At 60.9% G+C, this 26,579-nt stretch carries 22 protein-coding genes and 4 pseudogenes; 11 read left to right on the top strand and 15 right to left on the bottom strand.

Features of this window, described 5'->3' with window-relative positions; all coding sequences use genetic code 11:
* The first annotated feature begins 84 nt into the window (after positions 1-84).
* The 5 genes and pseudogenes from QFZ42_RS22240 to QFZ42_RS22220 all read left to right on the top strand — a co-directional run bounded on the left by QFZ42_RS22240 (position 85) and on the right by QFZ42_RS22220 (position 5,017).
* Positions 85-1,023 (top strand): LysR family transcriptional regulator, encoded by a 939-nt coding sequence (locus QFZ42_RS22240; protein WP_307703048.1) that lies wholly within the window; start codon positions 85-87, stop codon positions 1,021-1,023.
* Positions 1,024-1,263: 240 nt separating this feature from the next.
* Positions 1,264-1,419, top strand: a pseudogene (locus QFZ42_RS22235) (transposase); the annotation flags it as partial.
* Positions 1,420-2,315: 896 nt separating this feature from the next.
* Positions 2,316-2,468, top strand: a pseudogene (locus QFZ42_RS22230) (SDR family NAD(P)-dependent oxidoreductase); the annotation flags it as partial.
* Between the two features lie 371 nt (positions 2,469-2,839).
* Positions 2,840-4,198 (top strand): phospholipase D-like domain-containing protein, encoded by a 1,359-nt coding sequence (locus QFZ42_RS22225; RefSeq protein WP_307703047.1) that lies wholly within the window; start codon positions 2,840-2,842, stop codon positions 4,196-4,198.
* A 354-nt stretch (positions 4,199-4,552) separates the two neighbouring features.
* Positions 4,553-5,017 carry a nuclear transport factor 2 family protein gene (locus QFZ42_RS22220; RefSeq protein WP_307704289.1) on the top strand — a complete coding sequence of 155 codons (465 nt, stop codon included), beginning with the start codon at positions 4,553-4,555 and terminating at the stop codon, positions 5,015-5,017.
* Positions 5,018-5,208: 191 nt separating this feature from the next.
* Here QFZ42_RS22220 and QFZ42_RS22215 read toward each other — a convergent pair whose 3' ends face one another.
* The 3 genes from QFZ42_RS22215 to QFZ42_RS22205 all read right to left on the bottom strand — a co-directional run bounded on the left by QFZ42_RS22215 (position 5,209) and on the right by QFZ42_RS22205 (position 7,761).
* Positions 5,209-5,985, bottom strand: a complete 777-nt coding sequence (locus QFZ42_RS22215) for an alpha/beta fold hydrolase (RefSeq protein WP_307703046.1) — start codon at positions 5,983-5,985, stop codon at positions 5,209-5,211.
* A gap of 102 nt (positions 5,986-6,087) precedes the next feature.
* Entirely contained in the window at positions 6,088-6,990 is a 903-nt protein-coding gene (locus tag QFZ42_RS22210; protein WP_307703045.1) for a pirin family protein, read from the bottom strand.
* Positions 6,991-7,104: 114 nt separating this feature from the next.
* Entirely contained in the window at positions 7,105-7,761 is a 657-nt protein-coding gene (locus QFZ42_RS22205) for a hydrolase (protein ID WP_307703044.1), read from the bottom strand.
* A 429-nt stretch (positions 7,762-8,190) separates the two neighbouring features.
* Between QFZ42_RS22205 and QFZ42_RS22200 the strand changes: the two genes are divergently transcribed.
* The 3 genes from QFZ42_RS22200 (at position 8,191) to QFZ42_RS22190 (ending at position 11,534) form a co-directional block, all read left to right on the top strand.
* Positions 8,191-9,999: an amidohydrolase gene (locus QFZ42_RS22200; RefSeq protein ID WP_307703043.1), complete on the top strand. Its 1,809-nt coding sequence runs from the start codon at positions 8,191-8,193 to the stop codon at positions 9,997-9,999.
* A gap of 146 nt (positions 10,000-10,145) precedes the next feature.
* Positions 10,146-11,117, top strand: coding sequence for a zinc-dependent alcohol dehydrogenase family protein (locus QFZ42_RS22195; protein WP_307703042.1), 972 nt, complete (start codon positions 10,146-10,148; stop codon positions 11,115-11,117).
* A 63-nt stretch (positions 11,118-11,180) separates the two neighbouring features.
* Positions 11,181-11,534: a nuclear transport factor 2 family protein gene (locus tag QFZ42_RS22190; RefSeq protein WP_307703041.1), complete on the top strand. Its 354-nt coding sequence runs from the start codon at positions 11,181-11,183 to the stop codon at positions 11,532-11,534.
* A gap of 207 nt (positions 11,535-11,741) precedes the next feature.
* Here QFZ42_RS22190 and QFZ42_RS22185 read toward each other — a convergent pair whose 3' ends face one another.
* Entirely contained in the window at positions 11,742-12,641 is a 900-nt protein-coding gene (locus tag QFZ42_RS22185; protein WP_307703040.1) for a LysR family transcriptional regulator, read from the bottom strand.
* Between the two features lie 278 nt (positions 12,642-12,919).
* Here QFZ42_RS22185 and QFZ42_RS22180 point away from each other — a divergent pair, with 278 nt between their 5' ends.
* Entirely contained in the window at positions 12,920-13,795 is an 876-nt protein-coding gene (locus tag QFZ42_RS22180) for an AraC family transcriptional regulator (protein WP_307703039.1), read from the top strand.
* Positions 13,796-14,098: 303 nt separating this feature from the next.
* The gene (locus QFZ42_RS22175; RefSeq protein ID WP_307703038.1) at positions 14,099-14,953 is read left to right on the top strand and encodes a plasmid partitioning protein RepB C-terminal domain-containing protein; all 855 of its coding nucleotides are present in this window, start codon (positions 14,099-14,101) and stop codon (positions 14,951-14,953) included.
* A gap of 193 nt (positions 14,954-15,146) precedes the next feature.
* On the opposite strand, the gene QFZ42_RS22170 is transcribed toward QFZ42_RS22175, so the two are convergent.
* Positions 15,147-15,794, bottom strand: a complete 648-nt coding sequence (locus QFZ42_RS22170; protein ID WP_307703037.1) for a hypothetical protein — start codon at positions 15,792-15,794, stop codon at positions 15,147-15,149.
* Between the two features lie 127 nt (positions 15,795-15,921).
* On the opposite strand from QFZ42_RS22170, the gene QFZ42_RS22165 reads away from it, so the two are divergent.
* Positions 15,922-16,449: a DUF4019 domain-containing protein gene (locus QFZ42_RS22165; protein WP_307703036.1), complete on the top strand. Its 528-nt coding sequence runs from the start codon at positions 15,922-15,924 to the stop codon at positions 16,447-16,449.
* A 182-nt stretch (positions 16,450-16,631) separates the two neighbouring features.
* Here the strand turns inward: QFZ42_RS22165 and QFZ42_RS22160 are convergent, their stop codons facing one another.
* From QFZ42_RS22160 to QFZ42_RS22115, 10 genes and pseudogenes are all read right to left on the bottom strand, one after another.
* Entirely contained in the window at positions 16,632-17,057 is a 426-nt protein-coding gene (locus tag QFZ42_RS22160; protein WP_307703035.1) for an NIF family HAD-type phosphatase, read from the bottom strand.
* A gap of 88 nt (positions 17,058-17,145) precedes the next feature.
* Positions 17,146-17,350: pseudogene (locus QFZ42_RS22155) on the bottom strand (integrase); the annotation flags it as partial.
* Positions 17,351-17,392: 42 nt separating this feature from the next.
* Entirely contained in the window at positions 17,393-18,514 is a 1,122-nt protein-coding gene (locus QFZ42_RS22150) for an MFS transporter (RefSeq protein ID WP_307703034.1), read from the bottom strand.
* A gap of 14 nt (positions 18,515-18,528) precedes the next feature.
* Positions 18,529-20,469: a T6SS effector BTH_I2691 family protein gene (locus QFZ42_RS22145; protein WP_307703033.1), complete on the bottom strand. Its 1,941-nt coding sequence runs from the start codon at positions 20,467-20,469 to the stop codon at positions 18,529-18,531.
* A gap of 175 nt (positions 20,470-20,644) precedes the next feature.
* Positions 20,645-21,412 (bottom strand): annotated as a pseudogene (locus QFZ42_RS22140) (T6SS effector BTH_I2691 family protein); the annotation flags it as partial.
* A gap of 4 nt (positions 21,413-21,416) precedes the next feature.
* Positions 21,417-22,583, bottom strand: a complete 1,167-nt coding sequence (locus tag QFZ42_RS22135) for a DUF4123 domain-containing protein (protein WP_307703032.1) — start codon at positions 22,581-22,583, stop codon at positions 21,417-21,419.
* A complete protein-coding gene (locus QFZ42_RS22130; protein ID WP_307703031.1) occupies positions 22,583-24,955 on the bottom strand; it encodes a type VI secretion system Vgr family protein in 2,373 nt (790 codons plus the stop codon). The genes QFZ42_RS22135 and QFZ42_RS22130 overlap by 1 nt, the downstream gene beginning before the upstream one ends.
* Before the next feature lie 263 nt (positions 24,956-25,218).
* Positions 25,219-25,569, bottom strand: coding sequence for a KTSC domain-containing protein (locus tag QFZ42_RS22125; RefSeq protein WP_307703030.1), 351 nt, complete (start codon positions 25,567-25,569; stop codon positions 25,219-25,221).
* 44 nt (positions 25,570-25,613) lie between these two features.
* Positions 25,614-26,000, bottom strand: a complete 387-nt coding sequence (locus QFZ42_RS22120) for a hypothetical protein (RefSeq protein WP_307703029.1) — start codon at positions 25,998-26,000, stop codon at positions 25,614-25,616.
* A gap of 233 nt (positions 26,001-26,233) precedes the next feature.
* On the bottom strand, positions 26,234-26,530 hold the full coding sequence (locus QFZ42_RS22115) for a hypothetical protein (RefSeq protein WP_307703028.1): 297 nt from the start codon (positions 26,528-26,530) through the stop codon (positions 26,234-26,236).
* Positions 26,531-26,579: the final 49 nt, after the last annotated feature.

Below are 26,579 nucleotides of genomic sequence, written 5' to 3'. Positions count from 1 at the left end.
CAGGGGGTTGGACCGCCCCCAGAGATGGAGAGGCAGCGCTGCAGTTTGGCCAACTTGGTCTTATTAGTGAAATCGAGAAACGAGATGGCTATCATCCAAGCCATGGATGGCAGAAAACGCCTGGATCTGAACCTGCTAGTCACTCTGGAGGCGCTGCTGGCCGAGCAGAACGTCACCCGCGCAGCGTCCCGCCTGCACTTGAGCCAGCCTGCCGTCAGCGCACAGCTGGCGCGGTTGCGTCAGATGTTCGACGACCCCCTGCTGATACCGGTTCAGCGTGGCATGACGCCGACCGCCAAGGCGCTGGATCTACTTGCGCCTTTGCGCCAAGCACTGGATCAGGTGCGAGCCACCGTTGCCACGCACCAGCATTTCGACCCGGCCAGGGCAGAGCTGGTCGTGCATATTGCATGTACCGACTACCTCCAGGCGGCGGCCGTGCAGCCACTAGCGCTTCGGCTGCGCCGCGATGCGCCTGGCGTGCGCTTGGGTGTACGCAACCTCGACGTGCCGCAGTTGGAGAATCAAATGATGCGGGGGGAGGTCGATCTGGCACTGATGACTGCCCACACCGCGCCACCCGGCTTGCGAACCCGCCCTTTGTTTCGCGAACGGTACCTGCTGGCCGGCCGCCAGGGACACCCAGTGCTGCGGGAAGGACTGAGCGTCGAGGAGTTCGCGTTGCTTGAGCACGTGGTGGTGTCACTGCGCGGAGGCAACTTTGTCACGGCGGTTGACCATGCCTTGGAAGCGATGGGGTCCGGCCGGAGGGTGGTGCTGTCGGCAGCATCTTTCCTTACAGTGCCGGACATCTTGAAGGAGTCTGACTTTGTCGCCCTGGTGCCTTCGCGGCTGCTGAAAGGCCGCCGCAGTGCAGGACTGGTTTGCATCTCGCCGCCGTTCCCGGTAGAAGGCTTCGACGTGAATATGGTCTGGCATGAGCGCAGCCACGGCCACGCTGCTCAGCGCTGGGTCCGCGACGCAGTGGTGCAGCTACTAGCGGAAGAGCTGCTGGCGCAATGACCAGATCGCTTTTGTTACTGGCCAGCCTCGCACTTTGTGCGCAGCTCTCGACAAACGACAGCCCGCCATGGAGAGCATGCGCGCCTGCTGAAGACCTTGAAGAGCGCCTGATCGCGGGGCCGTTGTGCCGGTCTTGGTCACGGCAAAAAGCGATCAATGGCCGAAACCGCCGCCGAGTGTGTTGAAAAACTCGCCCGAATCGCAGTAGCTGGCTCGCCGTTTGCATGCCCGCGAGACGGGGCAAAGACACCGGAGTACAGCCAGTCGCGCAGGGATCGCAAGAAGGTGGAGATGCTGTTCGCTCGCCTCAAGCGCATCATGAAACTGGATTGGCTCCGGCTTCGCGGACTCAGTGGTGCGCACGACGACTTCCTGCTGACGGCATCAGTTCGATAGTGGCGCACTGCAGCCGAGAGCTTGCGCCGGTTCCGCGCGGCGAGAAGCCAATGATGTCGACCTCGTCCAGAAGTCAAAGCTGGAGTTTGCCCTGGACGTTGTTGGGATTGCTTCCCCCAAAGGCATCGACAAGCACAAATGTCAGGCTTAGCCCGTCCATTCCCGGGCCACCCGGGTTGAAGAAAATTGCACCGCGCCGCTGGGACGGCTTGGCAGCGTCACACGCAGCATGGCCACTGAGGCATCGCCTCGCGCAGTGTTCTCGTAGTCCAGCGGGACACGCACATTCGTACAGCGAACTCGGTCGCCTAGCGCCATCTGGCGCGGGTGACCTCATCGTCGATTCCGGGGATGCTGATGTCACAAGCCTCCCATTTCATAGTCTGTTCTCGATAGGTCGCGAGCGAGTCCGGCGGTGCTGGAGCTGGCTGAGTGTCGCCATCGCCACCCCCACCACAGGCGGAAAGCAAGACCGCGAAGACACCGGGCATCACATCCGCGAAATAGCTCGAATCCGACGAAAGGCGCGAGAGCCAGAGCATGCCACGGCGCCGACCAGCAGATCGGGGACCACGACGAAGCGGGGAGCGAGTTTCGCCACGAGCTTGGAGCTGAGGCCAGCCCCGAAAACGATGCCCACGGCGAAGGGAAGAGCGGCGACACCTGCTCGTGCCGGACCGAGTCAAGATAACGCTCGTCTGTTGTCCCTCAGACGAATGATGATTTCAAACTGGCCACAGCAAAATCTGACAGTGACGGGCAACGTTGGCCTCGGCAACATCTCTGGGTGTGCTGACGATGGCGTGCGTCACGGTTAAAAGCGTCCGGCGGGACGGCGTAATGTGCATGTCTCTTCGTGGGAACACGCAGAACCACACCAGAGCGGGAAGGACGCAATGATTGATCTGACGGGGAAACGGGCTTTGGTCACTGGAGAATCGCGAGGTATCGGCGCTGCAATCGCACTGGCGCTGGCAGATAACGGCGCCGACGTCGCTATCACCTACCGGCAATCGATTGTGAAGGCTGAATCAGCTGCAAGAGCGATCGCCGGCGCCATGTTGGCTGCGGATGAAGGATCAATCGCCTGAGAGACCTTGGTATGCGCCACTCACATGGCTTCCGCTTTAGCGCGCTCATCTCACCAGTTCGGTGCGATGTCTTTGCTACCTGTTTGGCCATCCTTGGACATGGTCGAACAGCACGCCTTGCTGGCGTCGCCGTACTAGCGCTTGGACTCGTTGCTTGCGCTACTCTTCCCGAAGAGGATCCTCGCCTTTCGACCACTGCAATTGCAGTTCAGGAGCCTCTCACCCGCCTGGACAGCATTGCACGGTCCTCGATCAGTGAAGCGCCGCCCGAGGCAAGCGGCTTTCGAATGATGCTTGGCCCAGGCGGCCTCGACGCAAGGCTGGAGCTCATGCGTGGCGCACAGCGTTCGCTTGACCTCCAGTACTACCACCTACACGACGACGCAACCGGGCGCTTGGTGCTACGTGAACTGCGCAACGCCGCACTGCGTGGTGTTCGCGTGAGGCTGTTGCTGGACGACCTGTACACCGAGGATCTGGAAACGTTGCTCAACGGTCTTGGCGCATTTCCAAACGTTGAAGTTCGCCTCTTCAATCCTTTCCCGACGCGCGGCGCCATCGCAAGCCGTTTTGCGGCTGCACTGCTGGACTTCGCGCGACTCAACCGACGAATGCACAACAAAATGTTCGTCGCTGACGGCGTCCTGGCTATTACGGGAGGGCGAAATCTTGGAGACCAGTACTTCATGCGAAGCACTCAATCCAACTTCTTCGATTTTGACGTACTCGTTGCGGGCCCGGTGGTTCCACAGATGTCCAGCCTTTTTGACGAGTACTGGAACTCGACTCAGGTGAGGACGGCACCATCAGTGTTGAAGCCAGTTGCACCAGTTGAGACTTTGCGGCGTGCCTTCGACCAGCGCGTGAACGGAATAGACACACCTAATCCGTCGCCGTATCGCGGCCTGGACCGAATGGGTCGCTTGCCAGTAGTGGACGAAATCAATGCCGGGTCGGTACGGATGGTATATGGCGCTGCCCAAGCTTTTGCCGACTCGCCTGCAAAGGCCCGGGGCGAGCAGCAAAGCTATCGTTTGCCAAGCGGAGCACTGTTGGACAACAGTCATCAATTGCTGGCGACTGAGTTTCGTGGCGCACAAAGTGAGATCTGGCTCTCCTCCCCTTATCTAGTTCCCGGAACAGAGGCTCTGGAGCACGCGCGCGTTAGTCGCAGAGACGGTGTCCGGATTAGCCTGCTGACCAACTCATTGGCGGCCACTGACGAGCCCGTGGTGCACACCGGCTACCGTCGTTACCGGGACAATATGCTTCGTGCTGGGATAGAAATATACGAGTTGCATCCACAACTTGGCCAGCGATTGCTGCTTCCCGGTGAGATTGCCAACGCACCCTTGCGTCTGCATTCCAAAGCTGCGGTCATCGATCGCAAGCAGATGTTCATCGGATCTGTAAATTTCGATCCTCGCTCACAAGGGCTAAACACCGAATTCGGACTTCTCATACGCAGCCCTAGTCTGGCTGCGGAGGCGCTTAGCCTAATGGATCTGCTTAAGAAAAATGCCTCCTACCAAGTTCGGTTGAAGCAAGGATCTGAGCGCGATTTGGAGTGGTTGTTTGTCGACAGTAACAGTCAAAAGACGACGATTGATTCCGAGCCCGGCTCGGATGTCTGGACCCGTCTAAAACTTTACATGCAATCGTTGCTGATTCCAGAGTCGTTCCTTTAGAGCGCGTTAACGTTGTTGCCGCAGACTGTTGATTGCCACCGAAAATTGACCCGGCTGATGAGCAACCGCTGCGCCTTTGCCGATGTCCTGATTGAGCTTCCTTCGGGTTGGGTTAACGTCGGCGACGACCTGCCCGAAGGCACCCCGCCCACGCTCGCACGAATGGATGGTGCAGAGGCACTGCAGTTCTCCGTCGCTCGGTTTCAATCCGGGCCCAACCCGGACATCCATGCGGATGACCTCGACGTGCTGCTAAACGAGTTCGCCAGGACTACAACGAGGTCAGGCCGCACAGCAGTTGCCACCGAATGCCTCCGTCGAAGTTCGCCGAGCTGCATCGCCAGCGCGCTGGCGATGCAGCTCGATCCACTTCAACAACCACCGAGATCAATTAATCTTGCAACCCCGGACTTCCTCGTTATGAATGGCACGGCAGGAGGGGGCAGGTCAATGGATGGAGACGCTGAAATGCCCGAAGATCACAAGACAATCCTCGCGACCGCCAACGCCGCCATCATGGACGGCGACTTCGAAGGGTTCTTGAAGTTCTGCACTGAAGACACCGTCTGGAACTTCGTGGGTGACACGATCCTGCGAGGCAAGCAGTCCGTTCGAGAGTGGATGGCCGTCGCGTATAAAGAGCCGCCCCGTTTCCGGGTTCACCACATGATCGGCGATGGCGACTTCGTTGCCGCAATCGGTGAGATCACGTCAACGGACGAGGATGGGAACACACGGCCTTATGCGTACTGCGACGTCTGGCGATTCCGTGATGGCAAGATGGCCGAACTGCAGGCTTTCGTCGTCCTTGCATCGTAAAGACGGCGCGCCCAAATCGATACGCTCGATGTTCCTTTTTTAAAGCCGTGGTCAGACGCGACAGAGCGCAGCCACTCAGACGGTTCGGTTGACGTGCGCCCAAACGCGCGAGATCACGACCGATCTTGAACTTCGACATCACACACGCGACGCCCGCACTGCTCGGACGAAGCTTCATTACGGCCAGGCTGTCAGTTGCCTGCAGCCTCCCGGATGAGCGCTGCCACATTCGCCGGATGGGACACCATTAATGCGTGTGAGCCACCCTTGATCACAATGATCTTTCTTGCCTTCGCACGCTCCGCCATAAAACTCATTGCCTGAGGCGGGATATTCAGGTCTGCCGTTCCGTAGATGGCCCAGTTGGGAATGGCCTTCCAAGCAGGGGCATGCAATGCTTCCTCCAAGGCGGCTGCTCTGATCGGCCGTTGAGTGGCCGCCATGGCCTTCGCTTGTGGGAGCGGAACGTCCGCAGCGAACTGTTGCGGGAACTTGGCCTGCTGGACGTACAGGTCTTTGCCACCGTCAGGCAGCTCCACAGGCGCAGCCAAAGCCGCTCCCAGCGTCGATCCAGGAAACTTTCCTGCCAGGGCCAGCGCGGACTCGCCCTGGTCCGGAGCAAAGGCTGCGACGAATACGAGCGCCTTCACGTTACCTAGGCCGTTGGCTGCGGCCGAAATGACCGCGCCACCGTATGAGTGACCGACAAGGACGACCGGTCCGGCAATCGATCGTGCGAGCGACGCCAAGTATTCCGCATCGCTGGCGACCCCTCGCAACGGGTTGGCGGCGGCGACTACCGTGAATCCGCTGCCGGTCAGTAGCGAGACCACTCCGTTCCAGCTGGACGAGTCAGCGAACGCACCGTGAACCAAGACGATCGTCGGCTTGGCTTCGGTAGCGCCGCCCTCGAAGGCAACGGATGCGAGGATATTGACTGCAAGAATGCGCGAGATGAACTTGAACATGGTTAGCTTCGGAACGTACGTTGAGTTGTCAGCTTGATTGGATAGGACAGGACGTTCGCGCGGGCTGAGCGCCGTGCGTCGGGCTGGGCCACAGACTGATGCTCAGTCCTTGAAGACCGGGACCGTGCCGCTGGCGTTTCGTCGATCGCCCGCGGCGATCAGGCGCCGCCGCAGGCGTTCGATGTTGGCCTCACCCTTCGCCAGTGAGTCTGCGGAGGTGTGGACGGAATAGCTCCCGAGATGCAAATCATGGCGATGCGGTGTTGCGGAGCCGATCACGAAGATTGCATCGCCACTTAAGCTGGCCTTCAGCTCGATGCGCTGGTGTGCCTGCTCAAAAATGACCATCTCGCCGGCATCGGCTGGCGTGTCCCCGATCAAATGACCGCTTGAGACCGCCAGCCAGGCGAGCGGCTCTGTCGGAGGTGGCATGAACGTCCATTCGGTGCCAGCGGCCAGCCTCACCAGGAGGTAAGTCACGCCCTCAGGTGCGCGAGCTGGGCTGTGGACGCCTTCATAGCTGCCGAGAATCACATGCGCGGGTCCGACAGTCGGCACGTGCTCGGCTTCAACATACTGGCTGTCTACGGCCGCGTGCTCAAGGTCGGGACGCAACGCAATCCAGAGCTGAAATCCCTTTGCTTTCGGAGTCGTCCCGCCGGACAGCTCTTTCCCGTGCCACACGCCGTTGCCCGCGCGCATCCACTCGAAGCCGCCGAAACCGATGTGACCTGTTCCGTCTGCCGGGTCGTCGAATCGCAGGTCGCCGTCGGTGATGACGGTGATCGTTGCAAGTCCCGAGTGCGGATGAATGGAGAAGCCTGCTCGCGGGTCGTGAAGGTCGACGTCAAACAGGTCGAGAAAGACATAAGGCTTGAGGACGTGACCAAGGTCCGAGGGGCTCATCAATCGGGTGACCGGACCGTGCGTATGGCCCCGCGTCCTGAAGGTGACGCGGCGGAAGTTGGCGTTGACAGAAATCGGCAGGTCGTTGGGTGAGTTCATGGCTTTCTCCATTCAGGCTGTCGCTGCCGTTTCGGCGCAAGGCAAAGCCCGAGACTCCCGGGATTTGTAGACATGCGTGGGCGGACTCAGTCGCAGGCAAGCTCGCATTGCTCTTCACATGCCCAGCGTGGCCGCCTTTCCCGCAGACGCGAGGAGCTGCACTTCCCACGCATATGCGATGCCACTGGCGCCGCCGTGCTCGGCCATCACGCCTGCCAACTCGACCGCGGTTTGTTCTCGGGCCCAATCGCGCTGCCACTCGCTGACGACGGCCATCCAGGTGATGGGGACCGCACCGGCCTGGACGAGTCGGCGGACGGCCATATCGTGCGATTCGGCCGAGACTCCACCCGATGCGTCGGTCACGACAAAGACTTCATAACCTTCGCCTAGCGCCTGAATCGCCGGCTGCGCCAGGCAGACCTCCGTCCACAGCGCCGCCAAGACGAGCTGCTTCCGGCCGCTCTTCTTCACGATGTCCGTGACATGCGGATCCTGCCAGGTGTTGATCCATGTGCGGTTGATCGGCTTCTGGTCGGGGTATACATCCTGCAGCTGCTTGATGATGTAGCCACCGCGCTCTTCAATCACAGTCGTGAGAATGGTCGGCACATTGAAGACCTTTGCTCCCTTGGCCAGCCCGACGACGTTGTTGACGATCGTTGTTGTGTCGTGGCTGTTCAAGTTGGTGAATTGATACGGCTGATGGTCGATGAGAACGACGATGCTGTCTTCAGGGCGAAGCAATGCGTTGAGACCTGTTTTGGACATGGGGAAACTCCTTGAAGTACTTGACGCCTTCGCATCGTTGAGGAATTGAAGGGCTCGGAGAGAGGATGCTGCCAAGGCCGACGTGGGCCGTCACTGTCGGAACATGCGGCCGACAGTTCGAAATCGCTCATTTGGCGGCCGGCCGGCCGAGTCCGGCCCGAGCACAGGCAGCAGTGCCCCGGGATCGAAGGGGTGCGTCAGCCAGACCCGTTTGCCGCTGCGGCGACCTAACGTCTGACGAGGGCCGCAGCGGAGATCGAAGCGCTGTCCATGAGCGAATCGTGCTACCGCCGTCAAGAACGATCAGTGACTGTGCGGAAGCAAGACGGCAGCATCCTCCTCCTCGACGCACACCGCGGCGAAGTTCAACCCGTTGATCGACATTGGCGCGTCGCGGTGTTCTTTCAAATTCATCGATGAGGAATGGCAGTGAAGTTGATACTCGTGATCGGATTAATAGTGGCGAATGGCTTGACCAACGCCCATGCACAAGCCAGACAGGATGCCCCCGGCGCGGACTTGATCGTGCATAACGCTAAGATCTTCACCGGCAATCCAGCACAACCCGCGGCGTCCGCCGTGGCCGTAAAAAGCGGCCGCATCTACTCGGTCGGCACGGACGCCGAGGTGCTGGCTTTGAAGAACTCAAACACCCGGCTCATTGATTCCGGCGGCCGTCGGCTCATCCCAGGCATCATCGATGCCCACACCCATGTGCTCAACGAGGGCGGCTACAACTACACCCTGCGATGGGAAGGCGTTCCAACGCTGCGCCGGGCCCTGTCGATGCTCAGTGAGCAAGCCAGACGAACGCCGGAAGGCCACTGGGTCAAGGTGATTGGCGGCTGGTCTCCCTACCAGTTCGAAGAGAAACGCTTTCCCACCATGGACGAACTCCGCAAGGCCGTCCCCAATCGCCCGTTGATCGTGCAGTACGCCTACAACCGTGCCTTCATGAACCAGCAGGCAATGGATGCCCTCGGCGCGGGCACCGAGAAGTTCCCCCGGCTGCCAGGCACCGAGCTGGAAAAGGACGCGCAGGGCAGGTACACCGGCGTAGTCCATGGCTACACGTTCACGTTCATCGCCATGGAGACGATGGTCCCCCAGCTCTCCTTCGATGAGGAGGTGAGTTCCCTGGTGCAGACGATTCATAGTCTCAACCGCGTCGGCGTCACGTCCATCGTCGATGCGGGTACGGGATTCCGCGGCTACCCCAAGGCCGCGCCCACCGTGGATGCTCTTGCCCGCGACAATCGCCTCAACATCCGCATGCCCTTCGTGGACATCCAATTTGGAGAAGGCGCCAACTTCAACGTGGTGGACGCGCAGATCACGGCAATTACGAAGACGGCGCCGATCAGTCCCGGGCACAACCTGCACCCGCACCTCGCCCATGGCCACGCCTACCAGGGCGCTGGCGAGTTGCTTTCGGTGGAGGTGCACGACCACGAGAACTTTGACCGTCCGGCGGTCATCATCGAGCCGCACAAGATGCGAGAACTGGTGGAGCGGGACATTTCCAAGCTGGTCCAACGGCGCATTCCTTTCCGCGAGCACATCACCTATGACGAGAACATCACGCCTTTCCTCGATGCGCTCGAGAAGCTCAACGAGAAGATGCCGCTCGATGGTCTGCGGTGGAGCATCGAACACGCCGAGACCATCAGTCCCACGAATATCGCCAGGGTCAAGGCGCTGGGCGGCGGCATCGCTCTGGACACCAAGATGGCGCTGCACGGCGACGCCTTCATCAAGACCCACGGCCGTGACAAGGCATTGCTGACCCCGCGCCTGCGCCAGCTCGTCGACAGCGGCATCCCCGTGGCAATGACCACGGACGCCTTCCGCGCGGCCTCGTTCAATCCCTGGGTCGGCATCAGCTGGATGGTGACGGGGAAGTCGGTCTCCGGGGCCGAAGTGCTGGCCAAGGACAACCGTCTGTCGCGCGCCGAAGCGCTGAGGCTGTTCACGCGCAATGCGGCGTGGTTCCTGAACGCCGAATCTGAGATGGGCATGATCGCCCCCGGCCACCTCGCCGACTTCGCGCTGCTGGACAGGGACTACTTTGCGATTGCGGAATCCCAGATCAAATCCATTTCCTCGGTCTTGACGGTCATGGATGGCCGGGTGGTCTACGGCGCTCAGGGCTACCAGTCGCTTTCCCCGGCATTGCCCGAGATCCTGCCCGCTTGGTCACCAATCAAACACTTTGGCGGCTATCACCAAGCTCAGTGAGGTCACCAGACCAGGCAAGCCCGGACCGCTGAGTCGCTTGCCGTGCCGATGTGCCACATCGTATGAAGCACATCGCGGCACGTCGTGAGCGCTCTTCGCGGGCCGCATGTTCCTGTTCCTTACCGAGACACTGAAAGGATACTGATATGAAAGCGATCGTTCTGAAGAAGTTTGGCGGGCCTGACAGCTTCGAGCTGCAGGAGGTGGCAGTTCCTGAAGTCGGGGCAGGCGAATTGTTGGTGCGTGTGCTCGCCACAGCCATCAACCCGCTCGACTACCAAATCCGCCGGGGCGACTATCCGGCATATGTCCCCCTTCCCGCCGTCATCGGCCACGACGTCTCCGGCGTCGTGGAAAAGGTGGGACCTGGCGCCGCCGACTTCGCCGTGGGGGACGAGGTGTTCTACACGCCGCAGATCTTTGGTCCGAAAGGAGGCTCCTACGCTCAGTACAACGTCGTGGCTGAGGCGCTGGTGACCCGAAAGCCTGCCAACTTGACGCACGAAGAAGCGGCCTCCACAACCCTCGTCGGAGGGACGGCCTGGGAGGCCCTTGTCACGCGAGCCAGATTGCAGCCGGCCGAATCTGTGTTGATCCATGGCGGAGCCGGCGGTGTTGGCTCCATCGCGATTCAACTCGCCAAGGCGATGGGCGCAACTGTGTTCACGACTTGCAAGACCGGAGATCTGGCGTTCGTTCGCGAGCTGGGTGCAGACCACGCCATCGACTTCACCAGCCAGGACTACGTCCAGGAGATCGCCAACCTGACGGGGAAGAAGGGCGTGAACGTGGTGTTCGACACGATCGGCGGGACGACTTTGAGCCAGTCGCCTCATGTGCTCAGCGATGCGGGCCGTGTCGTGTCGATCGTCGACCTGGCCACACCCCAAAACCTTGTCGCGGCATGGGGCGTGAACGCCGAATACCACTTTGTTTTCACTCGCCAGAATCGGGGCAAACTGCTCGCGCTCAAGACGCTGCTGGAGAGCGGCCGCATCCGCCCGATCATCGGGGCGACCTTCTCGCTCGACCAGATTCCGCAGGCGCACACGGTCCTCGAGCGCCGTGAAGTCGACGGCAAGCCATTCCACGGAAAAGTGGTGATCTCCGTTGCTTGATCGGCGCACGCACCTGCGGGACGGGCACATTCGATCTGCCAGCCGCGGGCAAGGAGTCGCTTGGTGCTGACGACCGAAGAAGTTCTTGCGAGCCACGAGGCTGCGCTCCGTGAGCAGAACCCCGCTAAGATCTCGTCCCACTACGCGAAGGCCGCCGTGGCGATCATCAATGGCGCCACGTACCGTGGCCCAAAAGAGATCGCGCATTTCTATGCGACGTTGATCAATGATCTCCCCGACGCTATATGGAGGACCGATCTCGCCGTGATTCACCAAGACTTGGCGTATGTGGAATGGGCATGTGAATCTGCGGCTTCAAGCGTCGAATTCGGAACCGACACCTTCGTGGTGACGAACGGCTTTGTCACGCGACAGACGGCGAGATTCTCAATCATCTTGGACAGCAATAGAGCGTAAGCGTCCGGCGAACGCACCCTTGAAGCAGCGCGCGTTAGTTCGTTGACAGCGCCATGCTAGCCCGAGTGAAGAGATGCTCTCCTTCCTGCAGAGTGGGAGGTGGTCAGCGTACCTGGCTACCGTGGAGTCTTCCAGGGTGTCCACTTAATCGGACACCATCCCTGCTGCAACGACGGCCGCATCCATGAAGGGATAGCTATCCGCTGGCTAGGTAACGGGGGCTTTATGGTCGAAGTCTGGAAACAGCCTGAAGTAGTCCGTCAGCATCTCCGTCAGCACCCTGATCTTCCGCGCGGGATGCTGACCTGGCGGGCGCACGACGTAGGCGCCTGCTGGCCTGGTTGGATGTTTCGGCATGATCACCACCAGCGCGCCGGAGGCCAGATGGGGGCGTGTGAGTCCAAGAGGCAAGTAACCAATGCCTAATCCCGCCACGGCCGCGGCGACGAGAGCAATTCCGTTGTCAGCCTTGAAGCGGCCCTGCGGCCGAACGGATACGACCTCGTTTCCATCCATCAACTGCCAGGTTTCCGTGCCCTGCATCAGCGCTTCGTGGTCGAGGAGTTCGTCTAGCGTTTGAGGTGCGCCATGCGCGTTGATGTAGGCAGGGCTTGCGACCAGACTCCCGTTCACAGGTCCAACATAGCGAGCGACAAGGCTGGAATCCGGAAGATGGCCCACGCGAATGGCGCAGTCGTACCCTTCGGCCACCAGGTCGACGAACCGGTCGGTGTAGCAGGTCTGGATATGAAGCTGAGGATGACGATTGGCCATCTCGGCGAGTACTGGTGCGAAGTGGGTTGGACCGAAGGACAGCGGCGCCGCGATGCGTAGTCGTCCGCGAAGCTCCCCGGCGGGCAGCATCGTCTCTTGGGCAATATCTATCTCCGCACACACCCTGGCTGCATGGTCACGAAACGCCGCACCAGCCTCGGTGAGGGACGTGCCTCGCGTTGTACGAGCGAGCAACTGGACGCCCAGCTCCGCCTCAAGCCGAATAAGCCGTCGGCTGACGATGGACTTAGCGACGCCGAGCCGGGCGGCGGCCGCTGTGATGCCTCCCGCGTCGGCAACTTCTACAAAGGTTCTTAGTTCTTCGATATCCACCAGCGTTCCTGGTTCTGCGACATTGATGCGCAGATTATGGGTCTACCGAGCCACGCAATGGCATGCGAACATGGTCACCACAGGCTTCGGCGGTGTCGGATCTCAAGATACAAAAGATCAGGTCGTCACTAGGCCCAGACGATTTGCGCATCGCTGACGAAGTAGTTGCCACTCTTTCTGACGCAGTGAGTGGCTAGTTGAGCACTGTTCGGCGTTCTATCGGCCGAACCAGGTAAACAAGACGCGCCTCGGCGTATGTTGAAAGCAGTGTCATACGTATGTTGAACGAATTTGAACTTCCTGAGAACGTGGCCATGGTGAAGCTGTCCACTCGTTGCTGGAATGGCATGCATGTCAGTCTGACTGAATACAACTGCACGGGCAGCGTCTTGTTTCATCTCAAAAAAAATCAAGACTCCACCCGAATTGGCGCTGAACTCGAATACGTCGGGCGGCACCGCGCTGAGCTCAGGTCGGCACCCAACAAACCCAATCCAATTGCTTACAGGCCTCATCCCATCTATTTCGCGCCGGCGGAGATGGAACTGTGGGGGCATTCGGGAGATGCCTGCTATCTCAAGTGCGGCGGGATCACCTTCGACGTGGACGCGCTCCAGGAACGTCTGGGAATGCCTGACTCAACGGAATCGATCGATGCTCCTCGGCTCCGCTTCTCTGATGACCGGTTGTGGACGTTGATCAAGTTGCTTACAGAAGCGATTGATGACTCTGATCCCACCGCTCAGCTGTATGGCGACTCGCTAACTACAGCGATTGCAGCCAGGCTTTTTGAACATCCCAAAGAGGTCAAAGGAAGCGAGCGCGGGCTGTCAGCGATTCAGCTCAAAGATGCCATGAGCTACCTCGAGGCGAAGATGCCGGCGAGAGTGGACCTTGCAACACTTGCCAAACTGGCCGGTTTGTCACTGTCGCATTACAGCCGCGCCTTCAAGGCGTCGACTGGTTTGGCACCGTATCAATGGCAGCTGCGGGCTCGTGTAGAGCGAGCCCAGGAGCTGCTGGTGAACACCAATTGGTGCCTACAGGATATTGCTGACGCCACCGGCTTTGCGGACGCGGTTCACTTTGGTCGGACATTCCGAAAAATGACGGGCGCCACCCCGGCTGCATGGCGGATGGACCGGCTCGCTTAAGGAGACTGAAGGCACCCCTTGGCGCCCGACAGGGCTCAACGCCTACCCGCCTCACTGGACGATTGCTGTGACACGGATCTCAAGCGCGCACATAGGCAACAGCGCGCCATGTTGGCTTCGACCGGCTCACGACCTCGCGTAACGAGTGCCCGCTTTCGAGAATATCGGACGACGGCTCAGAGTCCGAGGACTAAACCGCTCGCGCGGTAGCCCGCCGCACAGTCTGTGATTTAACAAATATCGCGCCCCTGTCTATGTTGGGAACCGAGGCAATCGGCCTCGTTCTTCGACAGGAGCACGATCATGATCCCTTCCACACCGGCTGTTTCTGCGCTGCGCCAGCGCTTGCTCGACGACATGCGCATGCGCAAGCTCGGCCCCAAGACGCAATCGGCCTATGTCCGCGCCGTGCGCTACCTCGCGAGCTTCCTCCAACGCTCCCCCGACACAGCCACCGCGGAGGATTTGCGACGCTTCCAGCTGCACCTGGTCGACCGGGGCGTCTCGCCGATCACGCTCAACGCCACCATCACCGGCTTGAAGTTCTTCTTCGACGTCACACTCAATCGCGGCGAGCTGGTGGACAGGATGAGCTACGTACATGTGCCGCAGAAGTTGCCGGTGGTGCTGAGCCGCGAGGAGGCCGCGCGCCTGTCCAAGGCCCTGTGCGTGGACCTCACGCAGATCAACAGGAAGGTCACACTGCTGGATGGGATCTGTCCCGAGGCCGTCGAGCTGCTGAAAGATCGCCGATTTTCCCCGGACATCACGCTGTCGATTCGGAAAATGAAGCCGACGCGCCAGGTCGAGGCGGTCGAGTTGATGATCTCCGCGAACAGCATGACGGTCTCATACGCGCGAGCCTTGGTGATGGCGACGGCTGCAGAAATGTTGGTGAAGGGGAAGCGCCTGCGCAAAGGCAGAGGCGTCAGTCAGGAACAAGTCGACCGGATGGAGCGCGAGATGTCCGGCCTCCAAGACCAGTACAAGATGATCGAGCAGACCTTTGGCGAGGACATGCTCAACCTTGTGCTGGCCAGAGGCTATGTCTCCAAGCTGGTCGACAACAAATCGGTATTCCGGTACCTGGAGCGCAACCATGGGGCGGTGCTCGAGCAGTTGATGGGTTTGGTTCACGCAACCTCGGTAGATGTTTGAGACACCGTCTCTCGGTAGCTCTGCGTCCGCCTTTGCCAGAGGCAGAAGGACCGACCCGTCGAAATCCTGGTCGCCCCGTGTCGCATCGTCGCGTGACCGCCGCAGAACCTCGAACGCAGGCATTCCGCGGTGCGCATGTCCACCCGCCTGCGCTGTTGCCGAGGCCGTGCTGCTCGCACGGCGTATGCGACCATCAGTTCGCTGCTTTCCCGACCGGCTTCTCTTCACCGGCATCGATGGTCGGGTCTCCCGGTCCAAACGAAAGAGGATAGGTCTGCTGATTCAGACCGCGCAAGCCGAGCGTCATGCCGAACTTGGGATCCTTGCCTCGATGGCTGACTTGCGCCGTCACCCGGTCGATCACATAGAGATGACGCGGCAGCATGTTTGCCACTGAAACGGATCGGAGGTCACATCGTTGTTCGATGGATCCGCCCATCAGGCGATGTGTGCAATGGCGAACGCGGAAGACGTGATCACCGGGAAGCACACGCACCCAGACCGGGTAGCCGACCTCATGCGATGGAAGCTCTTTGCCATCCACATGAGTCAACTGCGCCAACGTATCGCCGCGCGCCTTGGACGACTCGATTGCCATCACGCTCGTGTCGCCCAAGGGATGAGCTTTGTTCTCGTACGCGATGTATGGCTGGCGATGAAAAGTGCAGCCAGCCAGGATCGAAACCACGAGGACCGAAAACAGCAGTCGACGGCACCTCGTCCAGTTGCAGCATTGTATAAAAGGGCCTTCAACCCTATTGAGCATCTTCATGCTCCCGCCCAGAGCGTTCAGCGGCACATCTTCGAAAGCCAAGGGCCCGCCCGATTTAGAGATTCTCATCTACTTGATCCTGTGAATGCGCGACTGTAGCCGCACGTCGGGGCGAAGTCCGATCAATTTAACGGTGATACAACAAGGGTGGGGCGTGAAGCTCAACTTCTGACGTTCCGCTGAGCTACAGTTCTCATTGCGCGGCCGATTGGTCGGCCGGGCGATTGCGTTGCCGCTGCGCAATCCATGCGGCGGCATCAACCAAACCATCGATCTCGGGAGTGAGAAAGTGACCTCGACAAAAAAGCTGCTGCTCGGCGCAGCGATCTTCGCGGGATGCATGGGGCTGGCATCGGCCCAGGACGCGGACCCGACGAACCTGGTCCGCGGCGGCCTGCAGGTGATCCAGATGGTGGACCAGGGCCAGGTCGGCGAGCTTTGGGATGGCGCCACACCCGCCGCCAAGAAGCGAGTGACCCGTTCCGATTTCATTCGGCAGGTGGGGCAATCGCGTTCGCCGCTCGGCGCCGCGCAGCAACGCACCTGGGTTGCGATCAGCAGGCAGACGGTGGCCAATGAAGATGCCGACTTGGCAGGGCAGTACGTCAACGTCGAATACGAAACTCGTTTCGCCAATGCAACCAACCGGGTCGTGCGCGAGATGACGAGCTTTCGTCAAGATCGCGACGGGAGTTGGCGTTTGAGCGGCTACGTGCTGCGCTGAACCGGTTCTTTCGCGCACCGGGCTTCGGAGCGCGTCGACACGCCTCTCGCACGGGCTGCGCTGCGTTCGGCAGTAGAGCGGCGACCACAGCACAACTGCCGGGGTGCATATGGCCGGCAGCACACCGCGTTTTCGTACAGCTTCGGCCGATTCTTGCCGCACCGGTGCACAACGATCATCGATCAAATACGCGCCGCCAGTGTGTTGAGCATCTTGGCGAGGCCGGTATCCGCTGAACTATAGGGATGATCGAAGTGTTCAATTTCCAGCCACTGTGCTTCCTGGCCCGGATGGACGTACTTCTCAAAATCGTCGACGAGCAACACTTGGTGTGGACGTACGCCGGGGACAAATTGAAGGTCTTTGGTCTTGCCGTGCCAAGCGATGTACTCCATCTCCGCAAACCAGGAAGGCGCAATTCTCTCCTCCACCAGTAGGCGCGCGATCTTCCTGAATCGTTCTTCCTTGACAGTGGTGAACATGACGATGCGGGGAAAGAGTTCAGCGCAACGATTCAGGAACTCAGCCAAGCCCGGCCGCGGTATCTGGCTCATCGCGTTTGAGATCAAGGTGCCTTCAAGATCGAGAGCAAGGACGTAGCTGTTCATGAATGGACGTTTGATTGGCCGCGAAGGTCCGGTCTTGGCCGCATTTTGCCCTCGACTGGCACCCATCAAGCAGGGCGCCAAGAACCCGTCAGGCTTCCGTCTGCTCAGCCATCTCCGATGCGTCCTCGACCTCGATTCCGAGGCAGCGAACTGTGCTCTCGAGCTTGGTGTGGCCGAACAGGGAGCTGCACCACGCGAAGGTTCTTCGTTCGGCGGTAGACCAAGGACGCCTTGGTCCAGCGCATTGAGGGGGTGCCGTACTCGGCCGAGTCCAGTCCGATCTCCTCCACCCAGCTCACCTTAAGCCCGACCATCCATCGATGTACTTCTGAGCGTCAAGGTTTGCTGGTCCATCGCAGAGGTTCTTCGGGGCCGATGCCGCTTTCTCTGCGGCGCTGCCCGCAGTCGCTGTTCCATTCTTCGGGAAACGTGGGCCAGTAGCACAGTCTCTCGGCCAGACTGTGTAGAGGCGCCCATAGAAAGTTCATCGCGTAGTTACTGTAGGTTGCACCCGAAGTTCCCTTGCCCACGATGTCGTCACGTATGTGCGAGCCATGCACGACGGTTTCTTCCAGGTGTTCGCCGGGGCCGCTGAAGCCCTTGCGCAGCCACTCGTGCCCGGAGGGTTTCGGCACAGCGTCCATTCCATCTTCCATGAAGGTCCGGATGTACTGCCATAACGATTCGCCGCTGCCGCTGGGCCCGACCCACAGCACATCTTCGCCCTTGCGTTCCGGGTCGTTGAGGTCCAGTGGGGGCCAGTACAGCAGCAAGTTGCTGTCCCGCCCCGCCGAGCGCAGACGCTCTTCACGCGCAGCTTCGCTCGCTACAAGTTGCTCGGCCGTCCAGGATTTTGGCGGCGCCCACCGGACGTGCGCCTGCGCGCGATCCCAGTCGAGCACCACATTGCCGCCGTACCTCTTTGGCCGTAGCGCGTAGACCTTACGGTTGGTTCTGTTGAAGCGGTAACGTGCGCGCAGGCTGGTGAAGAAAGCCGGGGCGAGCAGGTGAGGCCACACCAGGAAATAGATCAACGCAGAAGCGGCCAGCAGCATGGCTCCGCCAATAGCGAAGTTGATGACCCAGTTACGAGAGAAGATTGGGTCATCCGGGAGCGACAAGGTCAACCCAAATAGAGGTACGCAAAACATGAGACCAAAAAGCAGAAGCAGCATGAAATTAAGCGAACGCTTTTCCTCTTCTGCGTTGCTCAACTCAATGAAGTGCTCATTGAAGTCGAACAACGTGCGCATTCCATAGAGACCAGGCCGTGCAAGTTTCTGCTGCTCGATCTTTTCTTTTCTCGTAGGCTTTGGCTCACTCTCCCGGGGGGGCGCTATGCCTTCACGAACCCCGTACAGCCGCGTGTATTGATTGATGTCCGCAAAATACCTCAGCGCTTGAGCTGTACCTCCGCTGCGTTGCTCATGTCGATAGCCACTCTCTGAAAGAAACATGTGGTTGCCGTTCGTCAGTCCATATCTGCAATCGCATTGGCGAGCTGCTCGAGCATGAATTGCTCGCTGCTATGCGGAATTTTCTTGCTATCAGTTTTCCGAAAAGGTTCGGCCTTGAGCCAGTCAACCCACTCCTTTTCCTTCATCTTCTCGATGGCATAGCTGAGCGCCAAGGTAGCGGCTCCCGTCACGAGGTTGACGCGTGTGCACCAAAGAACGACTTTCGCATTCTTGAGGTTATAAGCGCCTAAAAGCGCCGAGCCGATTGTTGCAGTTCCAGCTCCTGCTCGACCCAAATAAGCCCACATGAGTAGGTTGTTTCTTTCCTTGTTCGCCGTGACACCATCAATCGCATCCCAGACCACCCCTACTACCGCAGCAGACGCCACCCAATGCGCCGCGCCGATCTTCAGCATGCGCAGTTCATTGTCCAATGCCGTCACCAGAGTTGCCCGCGCGGCCAGCGGTGCTTGGGCCTTTATCGCTTCGTAGACGTTCTTTTCGTAGTAGTCGGCGCGCCAGCTCTTCCAGGTTCCCATCGCGGCGGCGAGAGCCCCTGCGCTCTGGCTGCCCGCCCTCGGGTCATCGCCACGCTCGCTCGCGCGACCGAAGGTCGGGATCAGGCTCATGATCTCCAGGCCCCCCACCACTGACGGAATTCGCATGTTCTTCACTGCATTGTCCGCGCCAAGCGCCAACGCCCGATCCACCCGGGCCTGCATCTTCTCGCCCTTGTGGTCGTAGTGTCGTCGCCATGCGCGCCCGTCCGGTGCCGGATGGCGCTTGTTGCTGTAGTTCACCGACTGCCCGCTGGCGTGCAGTTCCTTGTCCAGCGCACGCTGTTCCTGGCGCACGAACTCAATGGCCTTGTCGCCCAGGCCGTGCGAGAGCAACACGATCTGCCCTTTGGCGAGGTTCAGCTCCATCGCCGAAGCACCCAACTTCTGGGCCGCCCGCACCACCGCAATACCCCACACCGAATGAACATTCTTCGCGGCCGTCTCGGCGATTTTCTGTAGCGACTGAACTCTCGCCAGCGTGCTCGATCCGCGGTCGCCAAGCTTCTTGGCCTCTTTGATCAGCGTCTGGCTGCCCTCGAGGGTCTTCGGGATCTTCTCCAGCGCCGCCGCCATCGCGGCCCATGCCCTTTGCTGGCGCGCGCTCTCTTCGGCCGTTTCCGGATCCGCCACCTCGGTGGCCGGCGGCAGCGTGTCCTTCAGGGTGTCCAGCACGCGCAGCAACTCCTGCGAGATCGCCTCGTTGTTCAGGGTCGCCATGCGCCACACGAGGTTCTTCGGGTCGTCCTTGAACAACTGGAGATCGGCATACCACTTGCGCCCGCGCGGGCTGCTGTCCATGGTTTCCAGAATGGCGCACAACTGGCCCGCGCAGCGGGCACCATCGCGGGTTTCGATGCCGCTGGGCTTGCGGTCGTATCGCCCGAGTGTCTTGACCAGGAACGCGTCGCACTGGAGCCAGGCGATCAGGTCCTCGCTGAGCTTGTCCAAGCACTTGTCGCGCTCCTTGATCTGCGCCATGTGATCGGCGTCGAACTTCGTGAGCCGGGCTTCATCGACATGCGCAAGCGTCGTCTTGAGGGCGGCTTCGGATTCCGCATCGCTGATGAGCCGCCGGTCCGATTCGCGCGCGGCAATCTCACCCTCCAGCGCCTCTCGGCGCTGCGCCCGCATCGCCTCGACGGACATCTCGGCATAGGTCCCATCCTTTTGCCGAACCATCGTCGTGCTCACGGGGTAGGCGCGCCGCTGGCCTAGCACGTCGTGCACGCTCTTCAGGCGGTCCGTTTCGGCGTCGTACATGCCCATGGCTTTCTTGTAGAGGGCTCCGCGCACCGTCTTGATGCTCTCGCTGGCGGCGTGCTTCCACGCGTTCGTCACGGTCGCATTGCCGGGATCCGACGAATCGACCTCCTTGAGCCATTGCACATACGGCATGGCCGCAGTGAGATGGTGGAGGCTGAGTTCCTGGGCAATGCCGATGGGGTCGTCGCATGCGCACGACGGCGCCCTTGTGCTGCGTCAGGAACTCGGCCATCTTTCGCAGTCGGGGACCATGCGCGTCCTTGTAGAGCGGTCCGGTGATGCGTGCGATGTAGGGCCCTACCGCCATGCCGGTCACGGGGCCCGTGTCGGTGACGGCCACGCTGCCGTCGGCGCGGCGCGTCTCGTTGCGGACCTTTTCGAAATGCCGGCCGGTGCGTGCCTCCTCGTAAGTGCCCCACTCGCGCTCAGCGCCGTGTACGCCCATGAGCCCGTAGTGCTGTTCGCTGCCCACAGTCTGTACGGCTGGATCCTTGAGTGCCGAGAACTCCATCACCTGGCTGTTGAGCTGGCCTGGTTGGCAGGTGTCCTTCTGGCTCATGTTGCCGCCCAGCCATCCTGCGACGTCGAATTTCTGCATGTAGATGTCGCGCTGGGGTTCGATGTGCTCGAACAGGTGCTTGGGCACGATCGGGTCCGGGTGGAACATGTAATGCAGTTCGGTGACGTTCTTGGCGTCCGCCACCCACACCATGGACGCATTGGCGCCGCGCACTTCCATTTCGCAGGCGGGGTTCGACTTGGTAGCCTCGGGAAACCCGACGTCGAACTGCGCCAGATAGCCGTGGGGATGCACGATGTAGCCGAGCCACTCGGGATGGGCCTTGCACATGTTCTGGATCCGCACGTAGAGGTAGCCTGGCCGCAGCATGCGCACGCCGTAGAGAGCCGTGCGCAAGGCCACGCCGCCGGGCTGGGCCTGGAAATTCCCCGTGGGCTGCAACTGCTTGAGCGCAGCGAGACCCTGCTCCTGCGCGCTGAAGGCGGCGGAATAGCGAGTGAACAGGATCGGGAGGCCCTTGCGATCGCAGTTTCGACAGGGTGTGGCGCAAGGCATGGCTTCAGCTTCTTCGCAGAAATTTCGGGTGGTGCGAGCTTGAGAGGGCTTGCTCGGCTTCATACAGCGCACTGGCAAAGCCAATTGAAGCAACACGGCTGTTGTCCGGCTGACTTGAGGCTGCGGGTGTCGGATGCATCAGGGAAAGCGCCTGCCGCAGCACGGCCGCATCCCGAGGCGCCGACCAATCACGAGGGATGAGCCGCTCATCGTAGTGATGTGCCTGCCATGAGGCGTCGACGAATTCCGATAGATCCGATTCCTGGATCAAACCCAGTTCTGCTCCCAGGCGAAGGAGTCGCGTCATCGTCTCTCCATCGGGCTGCCGTTGGATGGGGATTCGTCGCGAAGCCATGCTCAGCCACAGCCGCGTGCCCGTCGTTGCGCCATGTGTCGCGTGCCATTGATCCAAACGCAGAAGGTGGCGCATGGTTTCGCGCTGTGGTTCCCGAGCCGCAGCCCGGGACAACACTGGCCGGGTGGCAACGAACCACTCGGACGCATCTTCGCCACTGCTGGCAGGTATTTCTCCACCCGTAGCGAATGCTTCGGCGAAGGACCAAGGCCGCCAGGGTTGGCTCAACGCCCACCACTCTGTCACTGGTCCGAGCCACTGCACGCGCTGCTCCTCATCGAGCAACGGCCACGCGCGCTGCATGACGCGCGCATCCTGGTAGCGGAACAACTTGTCTTTCCCGTCAACTGGCGAGGTCTGAAAGCCCAGGCGGGTCCAGTGCATCGCGATGCTCGCGGGTGTAACGGGACTGAAGACGACGGCGCACAACATCTGATCCACCATGCGGCGCTCGCTCTGCAGCCGTGCCGCGGCAAGCGCGAGGGACACCGTGTGCAGGACGGCCTGGGTGCTGGCACCCGGCGCATCGACCGCCCAGTCTTCGGGCAGGGGCACGAGGGCGGGCGCGGCTTCGGGGCGTCCGCGGTAAATCTCGTCGGGCACGTCGACTCGCTCGTCGGCCAACAGCGGATGGTGCTCCTGCAGATGCTCGGCGAGCGGGTTGTCTCGCCAGCGATCTAGCACCAGGAAGGCCGACAGGGGACCGGCGACCGATGCCTGCGCAGGCAACGCCCGCGTGCGCGACCTGGCGAAGCCCTTTTGCAGACTGCGCAGCAGAAGCGAGGCATCCGGGGGAACGGGCAACAGGCTATCCATCAGCGCGAGGCCGACGCGCTACCCGCTGCGCCGCTGTCCTGCAGTTCGCACTTGGCCTCGTAGCCATTGGACGGTGGCAGGCTCTTCGGTCCGAGAAGGCTGTGCGAAGCGGCGTGCTCGCGCCAAAGGCCGTTGGTGCCGTGCTCGATGCCATCCGCATTCCACCGGGTGTAGCTGGAGCCGCCGTTGACCAGCACCTCTTCCTTGGCCGTGATCGTGATGCGGTTGGCTTCCAGCTTGATGTTGAGCTTGGCGAGAACGTCGATGCTGGCCTTCAATGCTCTGATGTCGACGTCATCCTTCGCGGCGGTCATGCGGATGCCGGCCTTGGAGGCAAACAGGCGTACGGCGTCCTTTGCAGACACGAGGAAACTCTTCCCAGCGCTCACGCTGGTGTGGCCGCCACTGGTGATGGCGGTGTGCTCGCCGCTCACGACATGGCTCGAACCCTGCGCCGTGCTTTGAATGCCAACCGGACTGGCCAGCGTGAGATGCGGATCCTGGAATTCCGGGAAGATTCCGTGCTCCCTGTTCCCGCCGTTGCCTTTGATCGCGTCGGTCTGTGCCTTCAGGGCTTTGGCCACCTCGTCCTGGTCGCCCGATTCGTGAGCCTCGGCTCGCTGGGCGGCATCGGACAGGCCCTCATGCAGGTTTCCTCCCTGCGCAAGGCGAGCGATGGTCTCGCCTATGTCGGTGGTGTGTGCCTGCGCGTTTAGGCGTGACTCGGACGTCACCAGCAATCCCTTGGCGGCGCGCACGGCACCGTGCCCATCCGTACGCAGCTCGAAGCCCTGGCCGCGCAGGTCCTTGCGACCGGCCGTGTCTTCGATGCGTGCGATATGACCCAGGCTCAGGCTGGAGCTCTGGTGATCGCTCTTGAGCTGCGCCTGGATCTTTCCCTCCGAGTCATCGAGCACCAGGTGGTTGCTGCGCCCGCCATCCAGCTCCCGGCTGCGAATCCCCGAGAGGTGCTTCTGGTCGGGCAGCTGCCACGCGGGCATCTGGTCGGCGTTGTGCACGCGACCGGTGACGATCGGGTGATCGGGGTCGCCGTTGAGGAAGTCGACGATGACCTCTTGGCCGATGCGGGGCAAGGCCGCGCCGCCGAACGTGGCGCCCGCCCATGCCGTGGACACGCGCACCCAGCAGCTGGAGTGCTCGTCGTGCTCACCCACACGGTCCCAGTGGAATTGCACCTTCACGCGGCCGTACTGATCGGTCCAGATCTCCTCGCCGGCCGGGCCAACCACGACCGCGGTCTGCGGACCATGCGTGCGCGGTTTCGGTGTGGCGCGGGCGGGGCGCCACGCAAGGCTGGTGGGCTGCACCTCGAAGGCGAAGTGCTGCACCGAGCCTTCGGTGCGCCCGACGCCCTCGCTGGCTTCGACGTTCTCCCGCAGGTGGTAGCTCACGCCGAGCAGCAGGTATTGCTGGTTCTGGTCGTGCCGCGGATGATGGGCCAGCCGCATCGTGTAGCCCGGCGCCAGCTCCCGCAGGTTGGAACGCCCTCTGGCGCGGCTGCGCTCGCTCAGCTGCTCTTCATTGCGGATGCGTGCGTAGACCTCGCCGTCCTCGTGCCGGGTGTAGTCGCCGGGCCACTCGTACTGCTCGTAGGCATCATGGTCATGGCCAGGTGGCATCTGCCGCAGGCTGGAGAGGTCGGCCCGCGGGTGCTCGAAGTCGAAATGGTCGCGGTAGTGATGGCCCGAACGGATCTCGTCGGCCTGCTCCCACTCGGTGATGCGCTCACTCGGGTCGAGGCCGCCGGTCATGCCGGCCTTCTCGTGCGGGTGGTAGCGCACGGTCTCGCCGCCGGGCAAGGGGCCATGCGAGCTTGCGACGTCGTCGGCAAAGACCAGCACGTGCTGCTCGGCCTCGTGCCGGAAGAAGAAATAGATGCCCTCGTGTTCGCACAGACGCGAGACAAACGCAAAGTCGTCTTCGCCGTACTGGACGCAGTAGTTCCAGGCCCGGTAGCCGCGGCTGAGCTTCAGCTCGAGCGGATGGCCGTAGCGGCCGAGGACCGCCTCCAGGATCTCGGGAACGGTCTGGTCCTGGAAGATGCGGAAGTCACTGCGCCGGGTGGCGAGCCACAGCCAGGGGCGCAGGCGCATCTTGTAGAAGGACTGGCGGGCATCTTCCTGCGCCAGACCGAATCGGGTGACCAGCCCGCAGAGGTGCCGGATGCCAGATTCGGTTTGCATCGTGACCGTGGCGGACTTGCCGAGCAGCACCTTTGGATCGAGAGAGTTACTGTTGCTCAGCAGGTCGATGTCGAACGCATAGGCTTGGCTGAGCGCTTCGCGCCCCATCAGGCGTTGGAACTTCAGCGCGTCGCCCAGCGGAGTCTGGATCGTGACGCGCCGCTTCATTGCAGCAATTGATGCGCGCGCGCAGGCGCGCGCATACCGGTAAGAATGGACATGAGGCTCCCTGAAGAGGCTGGCCGCTCGGATTGAGGGCAGGCTTTTGCGGGGATTATGTAAGCTCTTGTACCGCCACCGTAAGTACACGAAAGTTGCAGCGCCGGGAATTATTTCGCATTCACACTGGCGAAGAGGGCCGGAGCAGCAGAGAGTCCACGGAGCCTAGGTGGACGCGAATGACGGTTCTGCGGATTGCCGACGCAAAAAATTTACTGCCGATACTTCTTCGGGATAGGGCGTGTCCTGCAGTCAAACGGTCCGTCCCCGCCACTTCCGCGAATGCGGACTTCGAAGAACTGCCGCTTCGAACTGGCCCTTTGGAGGCCCTGCACAGTCGCGGCGTCGATTTCGCAGTAGTGATAGTAGGCCGTCTTGAGCCGAATTACCATGTACCGCTCTGCCTTGTCGTAGCAAATGCGCGAAACGTCACCGCTCTCTTTAACGTCCTCGCACGCGAAGGCGTCAAGTGAAACGATACCGTGATATTTGACTTGGACGGTTTCCGCCGTGGCGACCTGGCATATCAAGACCAGCGCCGAAAGGATGATGAATCTCAACATGACCTCCAATGGCAGTGACTCGGTCCGGACTGCTCCGAACGAGGCTAGGTAAGTGTCTCGTTGAATGGTTCAGCCGCGACTTGAAATTCGTCCTCGTAGACAACATAGCCAGGTCGGTCGCTACGCAGGATTTCAACCATCACATCGTGCGCTTCCAGCACCCTAACCAGACCACGCATCATGCCGATGTGCTGTGTTGCAGTGTCCTTGAACCAACTGAGCGCCACCTTCTTCGCGTGCGGTTTGGATGAGCGAGTGAAGCTCACGGGCTTGCGAAGATTTTTTCGGAACCAGTCACGAAGTTCGTAATAGCGCTCAACTTCGTGCTCCAGGAGCAATCCTTGTGTCTCGAGTTCTCCAAGGGCCTGAAACAACCCCTGCCTTCGTCCGGAGTCGATGTCGTTGCTGTGGATTACAAAGCGAATGAACATTTCGATGAAAGAGTGCCCGCGCCGAACGACCGGTCCTGGCCGATTGTGTTGAAAAACTCGAAGGTTGCTAGACAGTCTGAGACCATTGAAAAATCGACCTCACAGAACGGCCTAGGATCGACGATCTCACTCAAGGCAAGGGGTGAAGTACCCCGAAAACGTGCCCAAGACTTGCCCGACCGAGTTTTTCAACACAATCGGCCGTCAGGAGTCTCCGGCTATAGACGCGCGTATCAACCGTTGCAAGCCCAGCCGTTCAAAGCCGGCCGAGCGGGCGGCGTGAGTTGCCGCGTCGATGTCTTGGTCTTGCCTTTGATGCGCGTCGTTGAGATGTACTGACCGGTCAGGCGGTTGGTGCTGCAGCGCTCCTGTTCGCCCGTCTCGTAGTCCTCGGAGCGAGTGTCTTCGCCAGTGAGCTGAAGGTCGTGGATCTCCGCGGTGTAGCGGAAGCGCATGGTCGCGCTGCCCCATCGATGCGCATCCGCCGTCTCGACCATCTCAACAAGCAGAGATCCGCGCTGGACGACCATGCTGTAGAACTTGCTCGGATGCCCAAATAGCTAGTGCGGATTCAGCCGG

Source organism: Variovorax paradoxus (genome assembly GCF_030815855.1).
Classification (GTDB): Bacteria; Pseudomonadota; Gammaproteobacteria; order Burkholderiales; family Burkholderiaceae_C; genus Variovorax; species Variovorax paradoxus_M.
Note: the sequence above shows the minus strand (reverse complement) of the source record. Positions and strands in the feature narration are given on the sequence as shown.

Bases quoted from the DNA above. Each gene is read 5' to 3' on its own strand.
- QFZ42_RS22205 (WP_307703044.1), bottom strand. From the start codon at position 7,761: ATGTCCAAAACAGGTCTCAACGCATTGCTTCGCCCTGAAGACAGCATC.
- QFZ42_RS22195 (WP_307703042.1), top strand. From the start codon at position 10,146: ATGAAAGCGATCGTTCTGAAGAAGTTTGGCGGGCCTGACAGCTTCGAG.
- QFZ42_RS22210 (WP_307703045.1), bottom strand. From the start codon at position 6,990: ATGAACTCACCCAACGACCTGCCGATTTCTGTCAACGCCAACTTCCGC.
- QFZ42_RS22130 (WP_307703031.1), bottom strand. From the start codon at position 24,955: ATGAAGCGGCGCGTCACGATCCAGACTCCGCTGGGCGACGCGCTGAAG.
- QFZ42_RS22225 (WP_307703047.1), top strand. From the start codon at position 2,840: ATGCGTGGCGCACAGCGTTCGCTTGACCTCCAGTACTACCACCTACAC.
- QFZ42_RS22150 (WP_307703034.1), bottom strand. From the start codon at position 18,514: ATGTTTCTTTCAGAGAGTGGCTATCGACATGAGCAACGCAGCGGAGGT.
- QFZ42_RS22170 (WP_307703037.1), bottom strand. From the start codon at position 15,794: ATGAGAATCTCTAAATCGGGCGGGCCCTTGGCTTTCGAAGATGTGCCG.
- QFZ42_RS22220 (WP_307704289.1), top strand. From the start codon at position 4,553: ATGCAGCTCGATCCACTTCAACAACCACCGAGATCAATTAATCTTGCA.
- QFZ42_RS22115 (WP_307703028.1), bottom strand. From the start codon at position 26,530: ATGGTCGTCCAGCGCGGATCTCTGCTTGTTGAGATGGTCGAGACGGCG.
- QFZ42_RS22125 (WP_307703030.1), bottom strand. From the start codon at position 25,569: ATGTTGAGATTCATCATCCTTTCGGCGCTGGTCTTGATATGCCAGGTC.
- QFZ42_RS22135 (WP_307703032.1), bottom strand. From the start codon at position 22,583: ATGGATAGCCTGTTGCCCGTTCCCCCGGATGCCTCGCTTCTGCTGCGC.
- QFZ42_RS22215 (WP_307703046.1), bottom strand. From the start codon at position 5,985: ATGTTCAAGTTCATCTCGCGCATTCTTGCAGTCAATATCCTCGCATCC.
- QFZ42_RS22120 (WP_307703029.1), bottom strand. From the start codon at position 26,000: ATGTTCATTCGCTTTGTAATCCACAGCAACGACATCGACTCCGGACGA.
- QFZ42_RS22160 (WP_307703035.1), bottom strand. From the start codon at position 17,057: ATGAACAGCTACGTCCTTGCTCTCGATCTTGAAGGCACCTTGATCTCA.
- QFZ42_RS22240 (WP_307703048.1), top strand. From the start codon at position 85: ATGGCTATCATCCAAGCCATGGATGGCAGAAAACGCCTGGATCTGAAC.
- QFZ42_RS22145 (WP_307703033.1), bottom strand. From the start codon at position 20,469: ATGCCGTATGTGCAATGGCTCAAGGAGGTCGATTCGTCGGATCCCGGC.
- QFZ42_RS22175 (WP_307703038.1), top strand. From the start codon at position 14,099: ATGATCCCTTCCACACCGGCTGTTTCTGCGCTGCGCCAGCGCTTGCTC.
- QFZ42_RS22180 (WP_307703039.1), top strand. From the start codon at position 12,920: ATGTTGAACGAATTTGAACTTCCTGAGAACGTGGCCATGGTGAAGCTG.